Origin of the sequence: Salinimicrobium maris, from assembly GCF_049680855.1 — a bacterium.
Classification (GTDB): Bacteria; Bacteroidota; Bacteroidia; order Flavobacteriales; family Flavobacteriaceae; genus Salinimicrobium.
Map to the genome: position 1 here is coordinate 373,879 of NZ_JBMPGS010000003.1, position 20,177 is coordinate 394,055.

The 20,177-nt window shown below is 41.0% G+C and carries 16 protein-coding genes; 6 read left to right on the forward strand and 10 right to left on the reverse strand.

Going from position 1 to position 20,177, the window contains the following annotated elements:
• Nucleotides 1–22 precede the first annotated feature (22 nt).
• From ACOV1Q_RS12165 to ACOV1Q_RS12175, 3 genes are all read right to left on the reverse strand, one after another.
• Entirely contained in the window at nt 23–334 is a 312-nt protein-coding gene (locus ACOV1Q_RS12165) for a DUF6660 family protein (RefSeq protein WP_424494664.1), read from the reverse strand.
• A gap of 246 nt (nt 335–580) precedes the next feature.
• Nucleotides 581–1,111 carry a YceI family protein gene (locus tag ACOV1Q_RS12170; protein ID WP_424494665.1) on the reverse strand — a complete coding sequence of 177 codons (531 nt, stop codon included), beginning with the start codon at nt 1,109–1,111 and terminating at the stop codon, nt 581–583.
• Nucleotides 1,112–1,185: 74 nt separating this feature from the next.
• A complete protein-coding gene (locus ACOV1Q_RS12175; RefSeq protein WP_424494666.1) occupies nt 1,186–1,788 on the reverse strand; it encodes a TetR/AcrR family transcriptional regulator in 603 nt (200 codons plus the stop codon).
• Between the two features lie 428 nt (nt 1,789–2,216).
• On the opposite strand from ACOV1Q_RS12175, the gene ACOV1Q_RS12180 reads away from it, so the two are divergent.
• The 4 genes from ACOV1Q_RS12180 (at nt 2,217) to ACOV1Q_RS12195 (ending at nt 9,882) form a co-directional block, all read left to right on the forward strand.
• A complete protein-coding gene (locus ACOV1Q_RS12180; protein ID WP_424494667.1) occupies nt 2,217–3,524 on the forward strand; it encodes an efflux transporter outer membrane subunit in 1,308 nt (435 codons plus the stop codon).
• Between the two features lie 12 nt (nt 3,525–3,536).
• Nucleotides 3,537–4,751: an efflux RND transporter periplasmic adaptor subunit gene (locus tag ACOV1Q_RS12185; RefSeq protein WP_424494668.1), complete on the forward strand. Its 1,215-nt coding sequence runs from the start codon at nt 3,537–3,539 to the stop codon at nt 4,749–4,751.
• Nucleotides 4,752–4,756: 5 nt separating this feature from the next.
• Nucleotides 4,757–7,885 (forward strand): efflux RND transporter permease subunit, encoded by a 3,129-nt coding sequence (locus tag ACOV1Q_RS12190; protein WP_424494669.1) that lies wholly within the window; start codon nt 4,757–4,759, stop codon nt 7,883–7,885.
• Between the two features lie 191 nt (nt 7,886–8,076).
• Entirely contained in the window at nt 8,077–9,882 is a 1,806-nt protein-coding gene (locus ACOV1Q_RS12195) for a mechanosensitive ion channel family protein (RefSeq protein ID WP_424494670.1), read from the forward strand.
• Nucleotides 9,883–9,972: 90 nt separating this feature from the next.
• Here ACOV1Q_RS12195 and ACOV1Q_RS12200 read toward each other — a convergent pair whose 3' ends face one another.
• Nucleotides 9,973–11,124: an aldose epimerase family protein gene (locus tag ACOV1Q_RS12200; protein ID WP_424494671.1), complete on the reverse strand. Its 1,152-nt coding sequence runs from the start codon at nt 11,122–11,124 to the stop codon at nt 9,973–9,975.
• 179 nt (nt 11,125–11,303) lie between these two features.
• Here ACOV1Q_RS12200 and ACOV1Q_RS12205 point away from each other — a divergent pair, with 179 nt between their 5' ends.
• Together ACOV1Q_RS12205 and ACOV1Q_RS12210 are read left to right on the forward strand one after the other, a co-directional pair.
• Entirely contained in the window at nt 11,304–11,762 is a 459-nt protein-coding gene (locus ACOV1Q_RS12205; RefSeq protein WP_424494672.1) for an ankyrin repeat domain-containing protein, read from the forward strand.
• Nucleotides 11,763–11,911: 149 nt separating this feature from the next.
• A complete protein-coding gene (locus ACOV1Q_RS12210) occupies nt 11,912–12,682 on the forward strand; it encodes a DUF1206 domain-containing protein (protein WP_424494673.1) in 771 nt (256 codons plus the stop codon).
• A gap of 74 nt (nt 12,683–12,756) precedes the next feature.
• On the opposite strand, the gene ACOV1Q_RS12215 is transcribed toward ACOV1Q_RS12210, so the two are convergent.
• From ACOV1Q_RS12215 to ACOV1Q_RS12240, 6 genes are all read right to left on the reverse strand, one after another.
• The gene (locus ACOV1Q_RS12215) at nt 12,757–15,144 is read right to left on the reverse strand and encodes a GumC family protein (RefSeq protein WP_424494674.1); all 2,388 of its coding nucleotides are present in this window, start codon (nt 15,142–15,144) and stop codon (nt 12,757–12,759) included.
• A 4-nt stretch (nt 15,145–15,148) separates the two neighbouring features.
• Nucleotides 15,149–15,928 (reverse strand): polysaccharide biosynthesis/export family protein, encoded by a 780-nt coding sequence (locus tag ACOV1Q_RS12220; RefSeq protein ID WP_424494675.1) that lies wholly within the window; start codon nt 15,926–15,928, stop codon nt 15,149–15,151.
• Nucleotides 15,929–15,974: 46 nt separating this feature from the next.
• Nucleotides 15,975–17,321 (reverse strand): exopolysaccharide biosynthesis polyprenyl glycosylphosphotransferase, encoded by a 1,347-nt coding sequence (locus tag ACOV1Q_RS12225; RefSeq protein WP_424494676.1) that lies wholly within the window; start codon nt 17,319–17,321, stop codon nt 15,975–15,977.
• Between the two features lie 14 nt (nt 17,322–17,335).
• On the reverse strand, nt 17,336–18,139 hold the full coding sequence (locus ACOV1Q_RS12230; protein ID WP_424494677.1) for a glycosyltransferase family 2 protein: 804 nt from the start codon (nt 18,137–18,139) through the stop codon (nt 17,336–17,338).
• A 10-nt stretch (nt 18,140–18,149) separates the two neighbouring features.
• Nucleotides 18,150–18,332: a hypothetical protein gene (locus tag ACOV1Q_RS12235; RefSeq protein ID WP_424494678.1), complete on the reverse strand. Its 183-nt coding sequence runs from the start codon at nt 18,330–18,332 to the stop codon at nt 18,150–18,152.
• A gap of 127 nt (nt 18,333–18,459) precedes the next feature.
• Nucleotides 18,460–20,177 (reverse strand): DUF4082 domain-containing protein (locus ACOV1Q_RS12240; protein WP_424494679.1); only part of this gene is annotated, 1,718 nt, incomplete at its 5' end.

Sequence of the window (20,177 nt, forward strand, 5' to 3'; positions counted from 1 at the left end):
CATAGCTATCCTCATTTCTGAATTAAACGCGCGGTGGCTGAAAGTGGAAATCGGGAATTTCTTCACCAGATATTTCCCCTTTTTGAATAATTAAAGTAGAAATTGCAGGTTCAATAGCAGTGAAATTTTCCAAATTTATATTCACTACGTGTACATGACAGCAGTGGCACTGGCAAAAGGGCGTGCAACTATCTGCCTCTGCTGGAGCATGCTGCTCCCCCTGCTGTATTTGTTCAAATTCTGCCGTTTCCTGTTGTGACACAGAATTGTCTTCACAAGGCATTAAATTTAAGGCCAGGAAGTAGATTGATAATATAACGGCAAGAAATTTCACCTTGCAAAGGTAATCTTAATCGGGGAAAGGAAAAACTACTTTTAAAAAATTTGATAATAAGCAGAATGGATTTTGGATGAAAGGTATAAAAAAGAGGCTGCCTACAAAGTGAATGAAAGCGTCATTCTGAAATTATTTCAGAATCTTGTAATCCGATGTTCAGAATTTATAAGAACCTGAAACAAGTTCAGGTTGACGTAAACATACTTCGCAGACAGCCTCTACTAACCAAATTTTTCTAAAATACTACTGCTTTACCAGCTGTACCTCTCCCTGGATCTTTAATTCCTCTCCCAACATTACACCGCCTGTTTCCAGCGCTGCATTATAATTGATGCCCCAGTCTTTGCGGTTGATCTTTCCGCCTAAAGAAAATCCGGCTTTCGTGTTTCCGTAAGGATCCTGCACGATTCCGTTAAATTCTGATTTCAGTTTTACCGGTTTTGTAGTTTCTTTGATGGTTAGATTTCCATGAATAATGAATTCATCATCATCCACCTTTTCTACTTCGGTTGACTGAAAATGCATTTTAGGATAAGATTCCACTTCAAAGAAATCGGCATTTTTAAGGTGTGCATCCCGGTCAATGTTGTTGGTATCAATAGACGCCACTTCAACTTCTGCAGAGAGATTTGCGTTTGAAAAATCATCCCCTTCAGTTTCTGCCTGCGCATCAAAAGTTTTAAATTTTCCAGTTACGTTTGAGATCATAAGGTGTCTGATCTTGAATCCTAGTTCACTGTGTGTTGGGTCCAGTACCCACTTTGTTGTAGCCATAAATTTAAATTTTTAATTTCAGTTATTTACATTGTTATTAATTCTAACACTGTTAGCGATAAAGACAAATTTTTTTAGCCTTTAAAGCCCAACAAAAAACTACAGATAAAATCCTGAAGCACTCTCTGGTTCATTTCTTCTTTCTTCTCCCCGGTGCCCATCATGTTGATGGAAACCAGCCCGTGAAGCATAGACCAAAAAGTATGCAGCTTCAAAAAAGGATCTGTTTGGGGTTTTGAGCCGGCGTTGATCAGCTTTTTAATAGGTTCAAGAATAAGGTCTGTAAACACTCCTAGCTCCGCTATCCTATTGACTGTTTCACAGGAGGGTATACCAAGACCATACATCACCTGATAATAAGCTTCATTCTCAAAGGCAAATTTCCAGTATGCTGCAGCCATAGCTTCAATTTGTCCTTCGGGAGTCTCACTTTTCGCACGTGCTTCCAGGAGTCGGTCGTTCAGGTTTTGAAAACCTCTTCTCGTTAGCTCAAGCAAAATTGCTTCTTTGTTTGCGAAGTGATCGTAAATTACCGGTACGCTGTACTCAATAGCATCCGCAATTTTACGAATGGAAAGCGCCTGCCAGCCCTGCCGGAGCACCAGCTCCCACGAAGCCTCCAGGATTGCCTTACGCATCTCTGCTTTCTTTCGTTCTTTGCGTTCTACTATTCCCATTTATAAATTTTCCCTAACAGTGTTAGGGATACAAATGTAGCAATCTTTCTGAAATAAAAAAAAGACGTCAAAAATAGCATTTTCGGATATACTTTCTGGCAATGCTTGAATCTTCTTACTCATTGTATAAGCCATAATGAGAAAGCTCCATTTGAAACAGGTTGCATTATAAGAATAATATCCTGGTTGCAGGTTTCCAAAAAAAAAGTAACTTTAAAGAAGTGCTAAGAATGAGACTGTTGAAACTTTAACAGGTTAACACAAGCATGTAATCGCAGTAAGGATTCATCACCTGTTTTTAATATTATAAGACCATTTATCCATCATCAAATAATTTGGCAGTAGCCGGCAGATCTTTTTTTAGACGCATTTATTTGCTGTCCTTTTTGTCCATTTCATTGTTTCTTCTAAAAGGTTGTGCACCAAAAATGGATCATGTTAATGCTCCTATTGAGGAACCGGAACCCTTCAATTATACCGGCAGTGCAATTCTACCCGAAGAATGGTGGACCGCTTTTGAGGATCCTACACTGGACAGCTTAGTTGAAAGAGGACTCGACACCAATTTGAATTTGGCGGCAAACTGGGAGCAATTTCAGGCAGCATTGGCAGCGGTAAGAATTCAATCCTCATTTCTTTGGCCGCAGATAGGTGCTTCTGCCCAAACTGCGAGAAGCAGGCCACAACCAGATTTTGCAGGAGGTGAAAACCTGCAATTGGGTCTATCCGCATCCTATGAGCTGGATCTCTGGGGACGTATTCGCGCAGGTGTGGAAGCTGAAGAGTTCAGGGCGCAGGCGACATTTTTTGATTACCAGGCCGCCGCCATGTCTCTTTCCGCAGAAATAAGTGTAACCTGGTACCAGCTGGTAACAGCTAAGAAGCAACTTCAGCTCGTCGATGAACAGATAAATACTAATGAAGATATTATGAGGCTCATAAGAGCCAGATTTACCAGCGGGCAAATTCGTGCCGTGGATATCCTTAGGCAGGAACAACTATTGGAAAGCACACGCAATGAACGAATCTTCTTCGAAACTCAGGTAGCATTACTGGAAAACCAGCTGGCTGTTCTACTGGGAAGACCACCACAAAATATGGTTGATTTTCCTGAAATCTATTTTCCCAAGCTTCCACCCTTACCGCAAACAGGATTACCACTGGAACTTATTCGGCGACGCCCAGATGTACAGCAGGCATATCAACTGGTTTTGGCTGCAGACCGGGATATGGCAGAGGCAGTTCGCAGCAAGTATCCGGTTATTTCCCTGGAACTTTCGGGACAGATGAGATCAAATAATTACAATTCCTTGTTCCAGGACTGGGCATATTCCCTGGCAGGAAACATCATCGCACCACTGCTCTACGGCGCGCGGATTCGGGCGCAGATAGATCAGGCAGAGGCTTTTAAAAATCAACTGCTTTATAATTATGGACAGACTGTTCTAATTTCCTTTCAGGAAGTAGAAGATGCCATGATAAGAGCCGAAAAACAACAGGAAAGAATAGAATTACTGGAACGAAGACTAGAGCTTTTTGAGAAGACTAACAGACAATTAAAAAATGAATTTTTAAATGGCATTTCTGAATATCTGGACGTGCTGCTTTCCCTGGACCAGGAACAGCAATTACAAAGAGAACTAATTGAAGCCAAACAAGTACAACTGGAAATAAGGATTGGACTGTACCGTGCACTGGCCGGCGGTTTTGAGACAGAACGATCTGCAACCCCATAAATGAAAAAATAAATGAGTACCAAAAAAATTGTTTGGATTTGTATCGGTATCCTCGTAATAGCCGGAACAATTACTGCCCTCATTTTTATGACAGAACCTACAGCTCAATCTGAATCTGCAACACGACAAACTGCCATGCTCGTAAATGTAGAACAGGTTAAAAGTGGGAACTACCGGCCCACTATTGTAGCAAACGGAACAGTGCAGCCTGTAGAAGATGTTATGTTGAGTGCACAGGTAGGTGGCCAGGTGGTACGCCGTGCTTCCGGATTTGTGCCGGGAGGTTTTGTTCAAAAAGGGGATGTACTGCTTCAGATTGATCCCTCTGATTATCGGAATACTTTAGAGCTTAGAAGAAGTGAGCTTCTCCAGGCACAAACCGATCTAGACATGGAAATGGGAAGACAAACGGTTGCAGAACAGGATTTAGCATTGGTAGGAGGTGATACTCTTTCAGAACAAAATAAATCACTTGTACTTCGCCAACCGCAACTGGAAGCAGCCAAAGGTATGGTGCGTGCCGCAGAAGCGGCCGTAAGACAGGCTGAAATAAACCTCGCCCGCACTACTGTACGAGCTCCTTTTGACGCCCATGTACTTTTGCAAAATGTTACCGTAGGATCACAGGTTTCTCCCGGTGACGATCTAGGGCGCCTCGTAGGGACGAACAGCTACTGGGCCATTCTTACCTTGCCGGTTTCCAAACTTCAATGGCTCACTTTTCCGAAAAATGGGGAAGAACAGGGTACAGAAGTCAAGATAAGAAATAACTCCGCCTGGCCGCAAAACACCTTTCGCCAAGGCTATCTCGACAGCCGCGTTGGTGCACTGGATGAACAGACGCGGCTGGCACGTATAGTGGTGCGCCTACCCGATCCTCTGGCACAGGAAGATGAGGATAAACCTGAGCTTATGATAGGAACTTTTGTGGAAGGACATATACCGGCGCGGGAAGTGAAAGAGGTGGTACGATTGAACCGGGACTATGTTCGCAGTAATAATACCGTTTGGGTGATGGAAGAAGGAAAACTTTCCATTCGCGATGTAGAAATACTACTTACGGATACAAATTATGCTTATATAAACACCGGACTTGAAGATGGAGACCAGGTGATAACCACGAATTTAAGTACCGTCACCAATGGTATTGCTCTGAGGACAGGTTCTGCAAGCCAGAGTAAAGAGGAAACAGCACCTGCAAACCGGGAGCAGGAAAATCATGAATAACTGCTATGGAAGAGCCGAAAGAAAAAAAGCCGCGCAGAGAGGGAGCCATTGGATATATGGCACGCAATTCTATTGCTGCAAATCTCCTTATGATCATCCTGATTGCAGGCGGCATCTATACCATGTTCAGTATTCAGAAAGAAGTATTTCCTGAATTTCAGCTCGATTATGTAGAGGTCAATGTGGTTTATCCAGGTGCAGCCCCGGCAGAGGTAGAACAGGGAATTCTGTTGCCCGTGGAAGAAGCGGTAAGAGGAATACAGGGAATAAAGGAAATAACATCCACCGCCAGCGAGGGGTCGGGAAATATTCTTATCGAACTGGTCTCCGGCACCAACAGGATGCAGGTTTTTCAGGATATAGACCAGGCAGTTGGCCGCATTCGCACCTTTCCCGATGACATCGAAGAGCCCGAAGTAAATTTACAGGTACGACAGCGGGATGTCATGGAAGTCTCGCTCTATGGAGAAGTAGATTTCTGGACCATGCGAAACGTAGCCGAAAGACTTCGCAATGAACTTCTTAGCAATCCCAATGTTACTGTAGTGGAATTTGGTTATGTACCAGATTATATGACACATATTGAAATTCCGCGAGACAACCTGAGGAAGTACGGTCTCACCCTCGGTGAGGTGGCAGATATCATAGCCGTATCCAGCGAAGATGTTCCAGCCGGAGCAGTTGAAACAAATGCTGGAGAGATTTTACTGAGAATGCAGGAAAGAAAACAATGGGCAGAGGAATTTGCTGACATTACTATTATTACTTCAGCCTCCGGTGCCAAGGTGAATCTCGGGGACATCGCCAAGATTACCGATGGTTTTGAGGAAGTAGGCTTTTATGGACAATTTAACCAAATGACTTCCATTGGTCTTGAGATCTTTAGAGTAGGTGATCAATCACCTTTAGAAATTGAGGAGACCGTAAAAGGGATCATTGAAGATTTCCAACTGCCACCCGGGGTGAATTACCGAATTGACAGCAACCAGGCCGAAGATTACAGGGAACGGCTCTCCTTACTTACCGAAAATGGTTTAATGGCTATTGGTATTGTTTTAATAATCCTAACACTCTTCCTTGAATACCGGCTGGCGTTTTGGGTGATGATGGGAATGACTATTTCCTTTATTGGCGGAGTCATCCTTCTGCCACTTATTGGCGTAAGTATCAATATGATCTCAATGTTCGGATTTCTGGTGGTGCTTGGGATCGTAGTAGATGACGCAATTGTAGTGGGAGAAAATGTGTTTGAACATCGACAAAAAGGATTAGGATTCCTTGATGCAGCCATAGCGGGAACCAAAGACGTATCAAAACCCGTCGTTTTTAGTATTTTAACCACGATAATTGCTTTTGTTCCCTTACTTTTTATGCCAGGAGAAACAGGTAAGTTCTGGTGGCCACTTCCTGCCGTAGTGATTCTCATACTGGCCGTATCACTATTAGAAGCACTATTTATTCTACCGGCGCATTTAGCGCATCTTTCTGAAAAAAAGAAAAAAGGCTGGGTTGCTAAGCTCGAAAGCTGGCAGGAAGGCTTTGCGGATTGGTTTAATAGAATGATCGACACGTATTATCGGCCAATGCTTGACCTATGCCTCAAGTACCGTTACATCACTTTAAGCGCTGCCATCGCACTTCTTCTTATGGTAGGTGGCTATGGCTATAGTGATCATATGGGAATGATTATGATGCCCGAAGTGGCTGCAGATGAAATAGAGGCAGGAGTGAGACTACCTGTGGGAACCACACCCGTACAGGCCGCAAAGGTAGCTAAAGAGATTACACGATCCACGCAACGAATGTTTGAAGAAAATAACCTGTACGAAGTCGCTGAGGGAATTAAAACAAATGTGCGCGGACAGAATTTTATAGATGTGGAAATCGTAATGCTCCCTCCAGATCAACGGGATATGACGGCACGGGAGCTTATCGCACTCTGGCGGGATAATATAGGTGACATTGAAGGAGTTGATCAAATTACCTTTGAAGCAGAAAGAGGTCCTGGTGGCTACCAACAGGATATTAGTGTAGACCTGAGTCATTCTAATATCAATACCCTTGAAAGAGCCAGCAAAGCCTTTATGGAACGAATGGAAACCTATGAAAATACCCGGGATATAAATGACAACTACAACAGGGGTAAAATGCAGTATGATTTTAAACTGTTGCCCGAGGGCCGAAATCTTGGACTAACGTCAAATGAGGTGGGAAGACAGGTGCGGGATGCCTTTTTTGGAGCATTGGCGATGAGACAATTGCGAGGTACAAATGAAATTGAGATACGTGTTAAACTTCCTCTTGAAGAACGTCGCGACATCCAGAACCTCGAAAACTTCTTAATTCGTACTCCGGAGGGAATAGAAGTCCCGCTTATGGATGTGGTAGAAGTGGAACAAAGGGAAGCTTTTACCAGTATTAACCGCCGCGATGGCCGGCGGGTGGTGAATGTAGGGATGGATGTGGAACCCTCAAACGCAGTCACAAGAGTTCTTGCTTCTGTGCAGCAGGATGTACTGCCACAAATAAAAGCCGATTTTCCTGGTATCACCTGGACCTTTGAAGGTAGCCAGGCTGACATGAGGGAATCTACAAATTCCCTGTGGAGCGGATTTTCGATTGCAATGCTTCTCATATATGCACTGCTAGCAATGGCTTTTAGCAGTTACACTCAACCCATCATTGTTCTCTCTGCTATTCCTTTTGGTATCGTAGGAGCGGTTATTGGGCATATTTTGCTTGGCTACGATCTTTCTCTGGTGAGTTTAATGGGTGTAATTGCTCTTTCTGGAGTTGTGGTCAATGATTCATTGATCATGATTGATTATGCAAATAAAAAACGTGAGGAACTTTCGGTTTATGAAGCCATTCATGAGGCCGGCCTTAGACGTTTTAGGCCAATCATGCTCACTACCCTCACCACTTTTGGTGGCCTTACACCAATCATCCTGGAAACTTCGGGACAGGCGCAATACCTCATTCCAATGGCTATTTCCCTGGGGTTTGGAATTGTCTTCGCAACCTCAATTATTCTTGTTATCGTTCCCTGCCTCTATCTTATTTTGGAAGACATAAGTTTATTAATCCGAAAAGGAGAGACTGTATCTTCCAGCCCAAGAACTTCGGAATTCTAATCTCTTCTGAAGACGCAAATACGAAAGAGATTTCAAAATGCCTTTTTTGGAAGCTTTTACATTAGCATTACACTTTCAGGTTTTATAAGGTGATCAAATTACTGACGAAAACAGGTTTATTTAACGTATGGTTTTGAGCAAACGCGTCTTATAAACCCGAAGTGAAATCAAAAAAATTTTATCTTAGTGTCATGGGAGGATTTATAAACCACACAATTTTAAAGTATCATTGGATAATAATTATCTGCATCATTTTCCTGACATCTTCTATCAGCGTCCATGCTCAAATTCTCCCCACTACACAACCTGAAACTACAGAAGAACCAGAACCGCAATGGCCTGAGGATCCTTTAGACCGAAGAACTCCCCGTGGCACCTTTAGTGGGTTTATAGGCGCAGTAGCAGACAGGGATTATTCTAAAGCCAGCAGGTTTCTTGCCCTGGATGACAATATCTCTAATGAAGAAGGCGAAGAACTGGCACTTACTCTACAAAGATTGCTGGACCGGAGTGGAGACATTATGCCTTATTCCTGGATTAGTAATGAAATAACAGGACGAGACGATGATGACCTGCCACCTGAATTTGACCGTATAGGTTCGGTTACCTCTAATGGTGAAGAAATCGACCTTTTTTTACAGCGAACTGAAGGTCCGGAAGGCGGCCCGGTGTGGCTTATTTCTTCAGGAACCGTAGAAATTATAGCTTCCATTAATGTGGAAGACACTTTGCTGGTGGAAAGAGTTCTACCTCCTATCCTAAGTGAAATAATATGGGGAGGAGTGGCTGTAGGGCAATGGATTGCAGCAATATTTTTAGCTGTTTTCTCCTATTTTTTAGCCTGGACCCTCATTTTCATATTAAGATTTTTGATTCGGCAGTTTTGGAAAAAAGCTACTACTGAACCTACTGCCGGAATTATAAATGCTCTGGGTTTACCTTTTCGGCTTTATTTTGCAGTACTTTTATTTGTTACCATTTCCCAGGAAATAGGGATCTCCATTATTTTGCGTCAACGTTTTAGTGGGGTCGTTATTATTTTAGGCTTATTGGCATTTTTGATCCTTCTTTGGCGCCTTACAGATTTTATTAGTTCCTTTAGTAAAGAACGAATGAGCTTGCGGGGCCACCTTTCGGGTGTTTCAATTGTACTTTTTCTGCAAAGAGCTGCCAAGATTGCAATTGTAATATTTGGAATAATTGCCATTTTGGGCGCTATAGGAGTAGATGTCACCACGGGACTTGCCGCACTGGGAATTGGTGGTATTGCTCTCGCATTGGGTGCTCAAAAAACCATAGAGAATTTTGTAGGAAGCGTAACCGTCGTTACAGATCAACCGGTAAGAGTAGGAGATTTTTGCAGGGTGGGCAATACGCTGGGAACAGTAGAAAGAATAGGAATGCGTTCTACGCGGATTAGAACCCTGGACAGGACCATTGTTACCATTCCTAATGGACAGTTTTCTTCAGAAAGCATTGAAAATTATGCTCATCGGGATAAATTTTGGTTTCATCCTGTTTTTGGTCTTAGATACGAAACAACTCCTGAGCAAATAAGATATTTACTGGTAGAATTAAGAGCTGTGTTATATGCGCATCCAATGGTTTCACCAGATCCTGCCAGGGTACGTTTTGGAGGTTTGGGAGCCGACTCCATAAACCTTGAAGTTTTCGCGTATATCCTAGTCTCCACTTATGATGAATTTCTCGAAGTCAAAGAAGACCTGCTTCTGCAAATGATGGACGTGGTGGAAGAGAGCGGTACCGGCTTTGCATTTCCTTCACAAACTATTTATTTTGGACGGGACAGCGGACTTTCAAAAGAAAAATCTCAAAAAGCAGAAGAAAAAGTCAAGCAATGGCGAGAAAAAGGTGAACTGCAACTTCCGCAGTTCGACCCCGAACAAATCGACAGGATCAAAAATAAAACTCCATATCCTCCACAAGGTTCCGTGAAACGCAAAGATAGCAGCAGCGGGACTATTCCCGGGTTATAAACCTGTAATTTCATTCTATAGCTAGAAAGGAAAATGAACTGACCTTTCCTTTAAATTTATTTTTCCAATCCACATTTTAAGATTTGTTTTTTACTTTACAGAAAATTTAAAGATAGTTTTCGAGGAAAATTTTTCTCCCGGGTTGAGCTCTACAGAAGGAAAATGCCGCTGGTTTGGGGAATCTGGGAAATGTTGTGTCTCAAAACAAAATCCGCTTCTCCTGGTATACGTCCCTTTTCCACCTTTTTGAGGCAAGGTCCCGTCTAAAAAGTTTCCGGAGTAAAATTGCACTCCGGGTTCTGTAGTAAAAACTTCTAACAATCGGCCACTTTCCTTGTGATAGGAAGAAGCTGCAAAATGAGCAGTGTTTTCCGCTTTTTTGAGTATCCAGCAATGGTCAAAACCAAAGCTCCTTTTTAATTGTTCATTTTCGTCCTCAATATTTTCTCCTATTAGTTTAGCTTTTCTAAAATCAAAAGGGGTATTTTCCACTTCCCGAATTTCTCCTGTTGGAATTTGAGTCTGGTCTACCGGAAGAAATTTATCTGCATTGATTTTCACTTCGTGACCCAGAATATCTTCGGAAAAATTTCCGGAGAGATTGAAATAAGAGTGCTGGGTAAGGTTTACAATAGTTTTTTTATCGGTAACGGCTTCATAAGAAACTTCCAAAGAATTATCATTTTTGAGACTGTAGGTTACATCGACTTCAAGGTTACCAGGGTATCCCTCTTCCATATCGTAACTAAAATAGCTAAGTTTCAGCTCATTCGAACTGCTGTTTGCTTCGTCAACTTCCCAAATGACATTATCAAAGCCTTTATTTCCTCCATGCAGATGATTTCCACCGTTGTTTTGTGCCAGGCTGTACTCTTTTCCGTCCAAAGAAAAGGTACCATTGGCAATCCTGTTGCCAAATCTTCCCACAATGGCTCCAAAATATGGGTTTTCCTTCAGGTAATCACTCAAAGAATCAAAGCCCAAAACCACTTTTTTAAATCGCTTGTTTTTATCGGGCACTTTGCAGGAGGTAATGCGTGCACCAAAAGTTATAATTTCAATTTCTGCTCCAGCTACGCTTTTTAGCGTGTATTGAAATATTTCTTCCCCTTCGGAAGTAAATCCGTAACTTTTCTTTCTCATTTGACCAATATTTTCTGCTCTCCAGTCTTCTAAAGGATAAAAATAAAAAGCTTCTTCAGAAAAAACTACATTAATTGCAAATGGTTTTAAAGGGATCATCAGAAAAGTTAAAATTTCATCCTCATCGACATTTTCTATTTTTAATTAGAAAAATTCTTTTGAAAGTAAAAAACCAACCTTTACAAATACTGTAACTTTAAACTCTATAAATTTCGATTTAGAAGAATCAAAAAAATCGGGAAACTGGCTTTTCATTAACTAACAAAAAAATTAAATCAATGGACTTTTTCGAAAACATACGACTCGGTAGAACAGAAGATATACAAAGTTCTCTTGCAGCAGAACCTTCACTGGTTCATCAAAAGAACGCTAAGGGTTTCCCTGCTTTAGTGCTTGCCAGTTATAATAACCATTATGATGTCACCCATATTTTGATCAAAAATGGTGCTGAGGTCAATGCCCGGGATGCTGCAGGTAACACAGCTTTGATGGGAATTAGCTTTAAAGGTTATACGGCCATTGCAGAATTGCTCTTAAATAACGATGCCGATGTGAATGCTCAAAACTCGACGGGTGCTACTGCTCTAATCTTTGCTGCTATGTTTGATCAACAAGAATTTGTGGATTTACTGCTAAAAAACGGTGCCGATAAGGAAATTACAGATTCCAAAGGGAACACAGCACACGCTTATGCCGTGATGAAGGAGAACAGGGCTTTAGCTGATAAACTAAAATAAATTGTTTTTATACTATTTTAAAATAAAATTTTGATCTACCCAATCAAAACTTAAAGGTTTAATAATTGCTTGGGGTTTTTGCTTCATTTCTTCTACTTTTAAGTAAAACAACCAAAAAATAGAAGAAAGTGGACAGTAAAACAAAAAATATGGCAAGAACTGGATTTGTTGCCAAAGGAACAGTTTATGGAATTACAGGAATCTTGACTTTTATGGCAGCATTTAACCTGGGCGGGCAAAAAGCAGGTAAACTCCAGGTTCTGCAGTTTTTGGATAAGCAAACGTTTGGTAATGCTCTTTTGATCCTCATGGGTCTCGGTCTAGCATGTTATGCCGCGTGGAGGTTTATTCAATCTGTGTCAGACCCCGAAGACATAGGTTCTGACGCAAAAGCTAAAGTGAAGCGGGCAGCATTTTTTATTAGCGGCCTTCTTTATCTAGGACTTGCAGTCCTTTCTATTTTGCGGGTGTTTGGATCCAGGGGTTCTGGGGGTTCATCGGGATCTTCCGCAAAAAGCTCCTCTTTTCTTGCGAGTGAAACCGGGTTGATTCTTATTGGAATTGGCGGTGCCGCAGTAGCAATTGTTGGTTTTTTTCAATTTTATAAAGCTTATAAGAATGACTACACCAAGAAATTTGATCTATCTTCATTGAGTGAGGAAAAACGAAGGGAAAGTATTTCCAAAACAGCTAAATTTGGATTAAGCGCGAGAGGAGTTCTTTTACTAATTATTGGATATTTCGCTCTACAGGCAGCTATAAGTTCCGATCCGTCGGAAATAAAATCAACTTCGGAAGCGTTTTCCTTTATTCAGGATTCTTCATACGGTGCCTGGCTAATGGGGTTAGTCGCTGCGGGACTAGTTGCATATGCACTTTATATGTTCTTGATGGCGAAATACAGAAGGTTTAAGGATTAGATTGTTAAGCACATATATTTAAAAATCCCATTACAACTTTTGTAGCGGGATTTTTTGGTCTTTATTATTCTATTCTAAACTGGAAACAGCTTTCGACTCTTCCTTTTCTCCCAGCTGCTTTTTTTATATTCACCATATCCATATCCATATTTTCTTCCGTAGCCTAAATTTTCTGGTTTCATATCATTCAGCACAAAACTTACATTGGTCAATTTTCCTTCTTCTTTTGAGCTTAAAGGAAATTCAAGTAATTCTTTCTCTGTATATCCCGATCTTAACAGGAATAAAACTGCATCGGCGAATTTTGCAATTAAAAAAGTATCGGCCACAAGCATAGCCGGAGCAGTATCTACAATAATGTAGTCATACATAGCTTCGACTTCATTAAACATATGGGCCACTTTATCCTGCTTCAGCAACTCATATGGATTGGGCGGAATGGATCCTGAACTGAGAACATCCAGTTTTTGATGAAGGTTGGAAGGACCTATAAGATATTGAAGCTTAAGGTCATCGTTTAACAAATAGTCACTAACTCCTAAAAGACTGTCGTTATTTGCCTTATATGCTTGAAGTCTTGGGTTTCTGAGATCTGCCCCTAACAGAAGTACTTTTTTTCCAGTATTAGCAAGGGTAATAGCTAAATTCACTGCGGTAAAAGTCTTTCCCTCTCCTTTTTTAGTTGAAGTAATGAAGAGAACCACACCTCCGGCCTTATTCTTTGTATTGATCAATAGATACTGTAAATTGGTAATTAGGATTCTAAAGGATTCCGCTAAGACTGAACGATCATTATTTCTAATGATTTCATCTCCTTTTGATTTAATTTTTGGAATCATACCCGCAAGAGGTATTTCCCTGATTTCACCTTCAATATCTCCTTTTTTAGTTACTTTATCATTGAACATGTCTTTAATATATATAGCAGAAAGGGGCAGGAAAAAACCTAAAATAAAAGTTCCTAAATAGATATTTCTTGAACTTGGTGCCACCGGAAAATCCTGATAATAAGCCCGGTCCACAATTTTAGCCTTTGGTTCTGTTACAGCCAACGAAAGGGAGTTTTCCTCTCTTTTCTGTAATAAAAACAGGTATAGCGTTTCCTTAATATTCTGTTGCCGCTCTATCCCTCTGTATTCCCGCTCCTTAGACGGTACAGCATAAATCTGGTGTCCAATGCTTAATGCCTGTCTCCTCAGATCTTCCTGGCTGATCTCGAGATTAGAATGCATAGTTTTAAGACTCTGCACCACATTATTTTTTATCTGATCAATATTATTATTTAACCTGATCACGACCGGGTTTTTTTCGCTTGAGCCCCTGAATATTCGGTTTCTTTCAAGGACAAGATTGTTGTATTCACTTATCTGTTGATTCACTCCGCTTTCAGCAATGCCCAGGTTGGCCGGTAATAGATCTGACTTTGAATTGGACGCAATATAATCCAGCATTGCTTCTGCCAGTTCGAGCTGTGTGCCCACCTCCTGACGTTGCTTATTATAGTCATTGGCATTTTGAATAAAGATCTGGGATTGCGCCTCAATATCTGTTAAAAGGTGGTTTTCTTTAAAGGTTTCCTTTCCAGTTTCCACGGAGTCCAGTTCCCCGTTAATAATGGCCAGACGCTCATTGACAAAATTTGCAGTATTCCTGGCAATTAGGTTTCGATCTTCAATCGCATCTCTGTTGTATTCAAAGATCAACTGGTCCAGTATATCACTGGCCTTTTGCTTTACTGGATCCTTTAGTTCCAGGTTTATCAGACCAGATGATTTCGCCTCCTGCACCACCTGAATACTGCCGCGATACCGGGTGGCCATATTTTCTATGGTAGAAAAGGTTACAATCGTTTTTTTGGATAGATTCTCATATTCAGGAACGGAATTTTCTGAAAGTACGATATCTGTAAAGCCAAGGTTCACAACGGCACCAGATTGAACCTTTTTGCCGGTAAGTTCTTCAAGATTCCTTACCTGAAATCCGGAACTTGTTTTTAAAATCTCGTAGCTCGCACCGCCCAGCTTTTTTAGGGCAGTTTCGTTTAAACGCATCACCTGTAGGTTGAAAGGAATTTCATCATAGATTTCTACAGTTCGCAACTTTCCTTCCTTAAAGTACTGTATTTGAAGATTCAGAGACTTTACCACCTCCTCCATTAAGCTTCTTGATTTCAAAATGCCTAATTCGGTATCAAAGTTGTTCGCTCCCATCCCTCCAATTCCAAGTTCATTGTAGATGGCTGTACCTACACCACTACCCGAGGATTCATCCTTTATAATAATACTTGCTTTCGCACTGTAGATGGGCGTAGTATATCTTAAGTAAAAAAAACCGAGAGATAAAAACAGACCCAGGGAAAGAATGAACCATGGCCAGTATCTAAAGTATTTTTCAAGTTCCTGTTTAAAGTTTATTTTTTCAAATCCACTTTTCGTAACGTTGTTGTTGTTATTGTAGGCCATGACTTTATTTTGTAAAAAGAATAACTAATGAAGCAAGAACCGACGCCAAAGAGAGATAGGTAGCTGCTATGCCTGTAGAACCTGCCGACTGTCTACGGGAAGCCCTTGGCTCCACGTAAATCACGTCGTTTTGCCGAAGATTGTAATAAGGGGAATTTACCACATTGGCATCAGTAAGATCAAGATAGGCGTAAGTTTTCACCCCCTCCTCTTCTCCCATGATCAAGATGTTTTCCCGCTTTCCGAAAATTGTTAAATCTCCAGCCATCGCAATGGCTTTGGATAAGTTGATATGATCATCATCAATAGAAAAGGTTCCCGGCCTGTTTACCTCTCCAAGAACACTCACCTGAAAGTTAAGAATACGGACGTTCACCAGCGGATCCTTCACATATTCTAAAATAAGTCCTCTAATTTTTTCTGCCAGTTCTATAGTAGTGAGTCCGCTTACTTCTAACGTCCCAATAACAGGGAATTCAATTGTCCCATTGTCTGATACCAGGTAGGTTTCCAATTCGACCGCCCCCCCCATTCCCATTTGAGAGGCAATGGATTTCGTGAGGTTAAATGGAATGGCTGCATCCTGTTCAGGAGCCGAAACCCTTATGGTTAGCTCATCATCTGCCTGGATTTGAAGGTTATCATTTCGATTGCGCTCCACACTTTCTCTCAATTGGTCCACATTTCTGAAATACACCATATTTTTTCGGGACACACAGGAAGACAGAGTTACTACCAGTAAAATAAAGAACAAAAACTTTCTGTTAAGAATTGAACAGATCATAAAAAGCGATTTAGGTTGTTAATATTAGAAAGGATCGGACTGTTGGTTAAAAGGCTTTTTTTTCCCCCGACAGAACATTATAAATGGTATAGTAGATAATCTTTATATCGAGGAGAGGACCCCACTTTTCTAAGTAAAAAATGTCCAGCCTGGTACGATTAATTATATCAGACTTGTTGGTAATTTCACCACGGTACCCTTTAATCTGGGCCAGGCCGGTTATTCCCGGTTTAGCAAAATGCCTTACGAGATATTTATCGACTGTTTCAGCATACTCCAAAGTATGCGCCTCCATATGAGGTCTCGGCCCAACCACACTCATTTCTCCTCTTAAGACATTAAAAAACTGTGGCAGTTCATCAATACTCGTTTTCCGTAGGATTCTTCCAATTTTGGTAATCCTTGAATCATTCCTCGTACACATTTTACTGTTTGCTTCAGGATTTACGGCCATGGAACGGAATTTATAGCAGTAAAATGATTTTTTATTATATCCATGCCGAAGTTGGCGAAAAAACAGTCCTCCTTTAGATTCGTAACGGGTGAGGATGAACAGGAGCGGAACGGACCACGATAGAATAAACAAGATAACAAAAGAGGAGAAAATTATATCAAAAACCCTTTTACCGTATTTAGCATAATTTCTTTCCAGTGGAGAGTTCCTTAAGTTAATAACCGGAATTGATCCATAGAGGTCCACATGCATAGCCCTAGTGAAGATCTCTTTGTTATCTGGAACAATTTTTAGCCGGGACAGATTGTTATCTGCAAAAGCAATGAGCTGGTGAAGTTCACTCTTGGTGAGCTGTGAAGCGATACAATAGATCTCCTCTACTCTATTGTCCCGAATGTAAGCAAAAGAGTCCTTAACTTCTCCCAGACAATCTTTATCTCCCTCAACTCTATTGTTATTAAAATACCCTTTGTACCGGTAGCCATAGTCAGGTTCCTCAAAAATCTTCTGGATAGCTTTGCTGTTCTTATCCTTGCCAACTATGACTACATTAACGAAATTACCTCCCTCAATTCTGTACAACCTCCTCGTTATGAAAAAAAACCACCGATAAAAGATAAGCAGAAAGAGGAGGAATGATAATACAAAGAGCTGATAGCCTGTAGAGAAAGGAGTTTTTGTAAAGGCAAATACTGCAAAATAAGCTAAAATGAAGATAAAGTAATGCTTGAGAAACTTATGAAATTTGGTAATGAACCGCTCCTTTCTTTCTATGGTATAAAAATTAAGCCCCAATGCCGCTAATAACCAGGCTGCGTTATACCCTATCACGGCCACTAGGTTGAGGTAAGTTTCTGGAGTGAGCAGGTACAGCGTAACATTTATAGTGACCACATGAGCCAGTACAGAAAATGGTATTATGAAATAATCTCCTTTCATAGATCATTGTTTCTCTAAAGATGTTTAATAGAAACAGGCCGTTTCAACCACTCAAACCTGATCAATTGCTTTGACTGCGGAATCAAGTATTGTGGGATTTTTCTACCTATCTTACACGCGAGGGTAAATAGCCCCCCTAACCGGTAAAGTTTTATTATTCTGAGATCTTCTCTCGATTTTCTTAGCTGCAACTTGGCGGAAGTGCTAAGTCCACCCAGTCTCATTTTGACCACCCATTCATTTAAGAAAAACTTCTTTATATCATCATTTTTGAACCAGCGAAGTGATATTTCATAATCGCTCGCTATTCTATAACCATGATTATAAAAGCCGTTCTTGCTAAAAACTTCCTTTCGAACAAAAATGGTCGTGTGTAGTGGAATCCATCCATAAGAGAGGTACCGCTTTCGAAAAGGCTTGGATGGATATGTTCTTCTTACTTTGGAAAGATCTTCCTGATCTACAAAAAGTCCTTTGGCATATACCAGATCTGCACCAGAAAAGGAAAAGGCCTCTGCTATTTTCTGAATCGTCTCCGGTTCAAAAAAAAAGTCATCTGAGTTCAGTACCCCGATCACATCTCCGGTAGCATTTTTAATTCCTTTGTTATAGGCATCAAAAACCCCCTCATCCTTTTCAGAAATATAAAAGGCTATTTTATCCCTGAATTTTTCAATCACTTCCTGGGTTCCGTCTGTTGAACCACCATCAATAATAATATGTTCAATGTCATGGTAGGTTTGATCTAAAACAGACTGGATGCAATCGGCTATACAGTGCTTACGATTGTAAACTATGGTAATAATGGAAATTTTCATAGAACCTGATTTATTTTTTTGTACTATAAGTATGGTTGACAACAGTAAATAACATCCATAACCAGATAAGGTTGTAAAGAGCCAGAGCCACTAGAACCCCAGGTTCTTTGGTCGAGTTTAGAAAAAAGGTCACGTCTACTACCAGCAGGTGAAAAAGGGTAGAAAGTGCAATTAATGATGAAGTGCGTTTCATAATTAAGCTTTTAAAATTGAACAAGTTTGTTGTGTAGGGAGACGTGAAAATTCCATTCACAAGAAATATTTTTAATTAATTAAATAATGTTTACTTATATTTATTAGCCGGCACCTCACCGGCCCTTTCAGAATTGCATTTTTCTATTTAGAACCAACCTAAACATCTGTAGTATATTGGAGTTTTGAAGCTGTACCAGATAAATACCTTCAGGGAGTCCTTCTCCATTGATCGCTACTTGTTTTTCAACACCTGGAAAAGATTTTCCCTGCTCAATTATCCTTAAGAAAGTTCCTTTTGAATCATAGAGCCTAACCATATATTCTCCTTCATCCTTAGGAACAAAAGAAAGGGTAGCAAAGTCCTCAAATGGATTAGGAAATATTTTCAACTGATTCTCTACAGGATTGAGACTTTTCTGAAAATCTGGTTTGGCTTGATTAGAGAAGGTAAGACCCATAGAATTTTTAATGGCCTCAGGTATGTCAAAAATAACATCTACCCAATAATTGCTGGTTTGAAAATTGAGATCTGGAAATGTTGGAGTACTGGAGTAACGATATACTCCATTAGGTCCATCAGACCCACTTTGCAGCCCTACCAGAGAACCATTGATTACAGGATTATTAAAATAAGGATTGTCTGAGGAATAATAGCCATTACTGCTGTGGTACGATATGACATAAGTGGTATTGGCGGTAATAGAAACCGGTAGCGTAAAGTAAACCTCCTGCCATCCCGAAGCAGTTTCATTTTGAAACATAGACTCCGCCAGAAGATTACCAGACCTAGTATATAATTGGGCAGTGTGCGTACCTGTTGTTCCGCTTTGTTTATAAAAACGCGCCCCCAGTATTACCCCATCTTCTATTGCTCTAAATTTCATTCCCACCTGGAGGCCCAAGCCATCGTTATACAGCGGACTGCCAGGGGCATCACTGGGTCCAAATACGGTGCAGGGACATTCTGAGCCCAAATCCTCCGCCTGGAGTAGAACAATAGGAGATGTAGTCGTGGCTCCTTCGTCATCTGTGGCCCTGGCAGTTATGGAATGTGTACCAGCAGGAATATTATTCCAATTGTAGGTATAGGGAATGGTAAGATCTTCACCCAACTTCTGATTTTCCCTGAAAAATTCCACCTTAGTGACATTTCCATTAACATCATAGGCCTCTGCAGCAATGGTTAAATTTTCCCCAGCCGAAATTGCGGTCCCGTCACCAGGTGCAGTAATTTGGATCGTTGGAGGCTGGTTCTGGGGATCAGAAACCAAGATATTTACTACAGACGAGGTAGTTGTGGCGCCTTCGTTGTCTGTAGCCCTTGCAGTTAACGTATAAGCTCCACCCTTTGTAACCGTCCAGCCTAAATGGAATGGGCTGCTAAGGGCTTCCCCTAGCTTCTCTGTTCCCGCGAAAAACTCAACTTTTGACAATGATCCATCCGGATCATTTGTAACAGCTTGTAAGTTAATGGTGGAAGGTATGGTAAAACTGGCATTTTCAGAAGGAGAGATAAGAGATATCTGAGGTTTCTGATTTCCTGAATATGATACAGTGTTGAACACTACATCCACCCAATAATTGCTGCTTTGATAGGACTGTTCTGGAAAAGCAGGTGCTCCCGAGTATTTATATAATCCGTTGTTTCCGTCAAGTCCTGATCGCAGGCCGGTAAGCGGAGAATTTTCAAAGCTATTACTAAATGAGAAATTACTTGCGGAATAAAAGCCGTTATTACTGTGGTATGAAATCACATATGTAGTATTGGCCGTAACAGGCACAGGAGAAGCAAATGATACCTCCTGCCAGCCTGAGGCTGTTTCACTGTTAAACACCGCCTCGG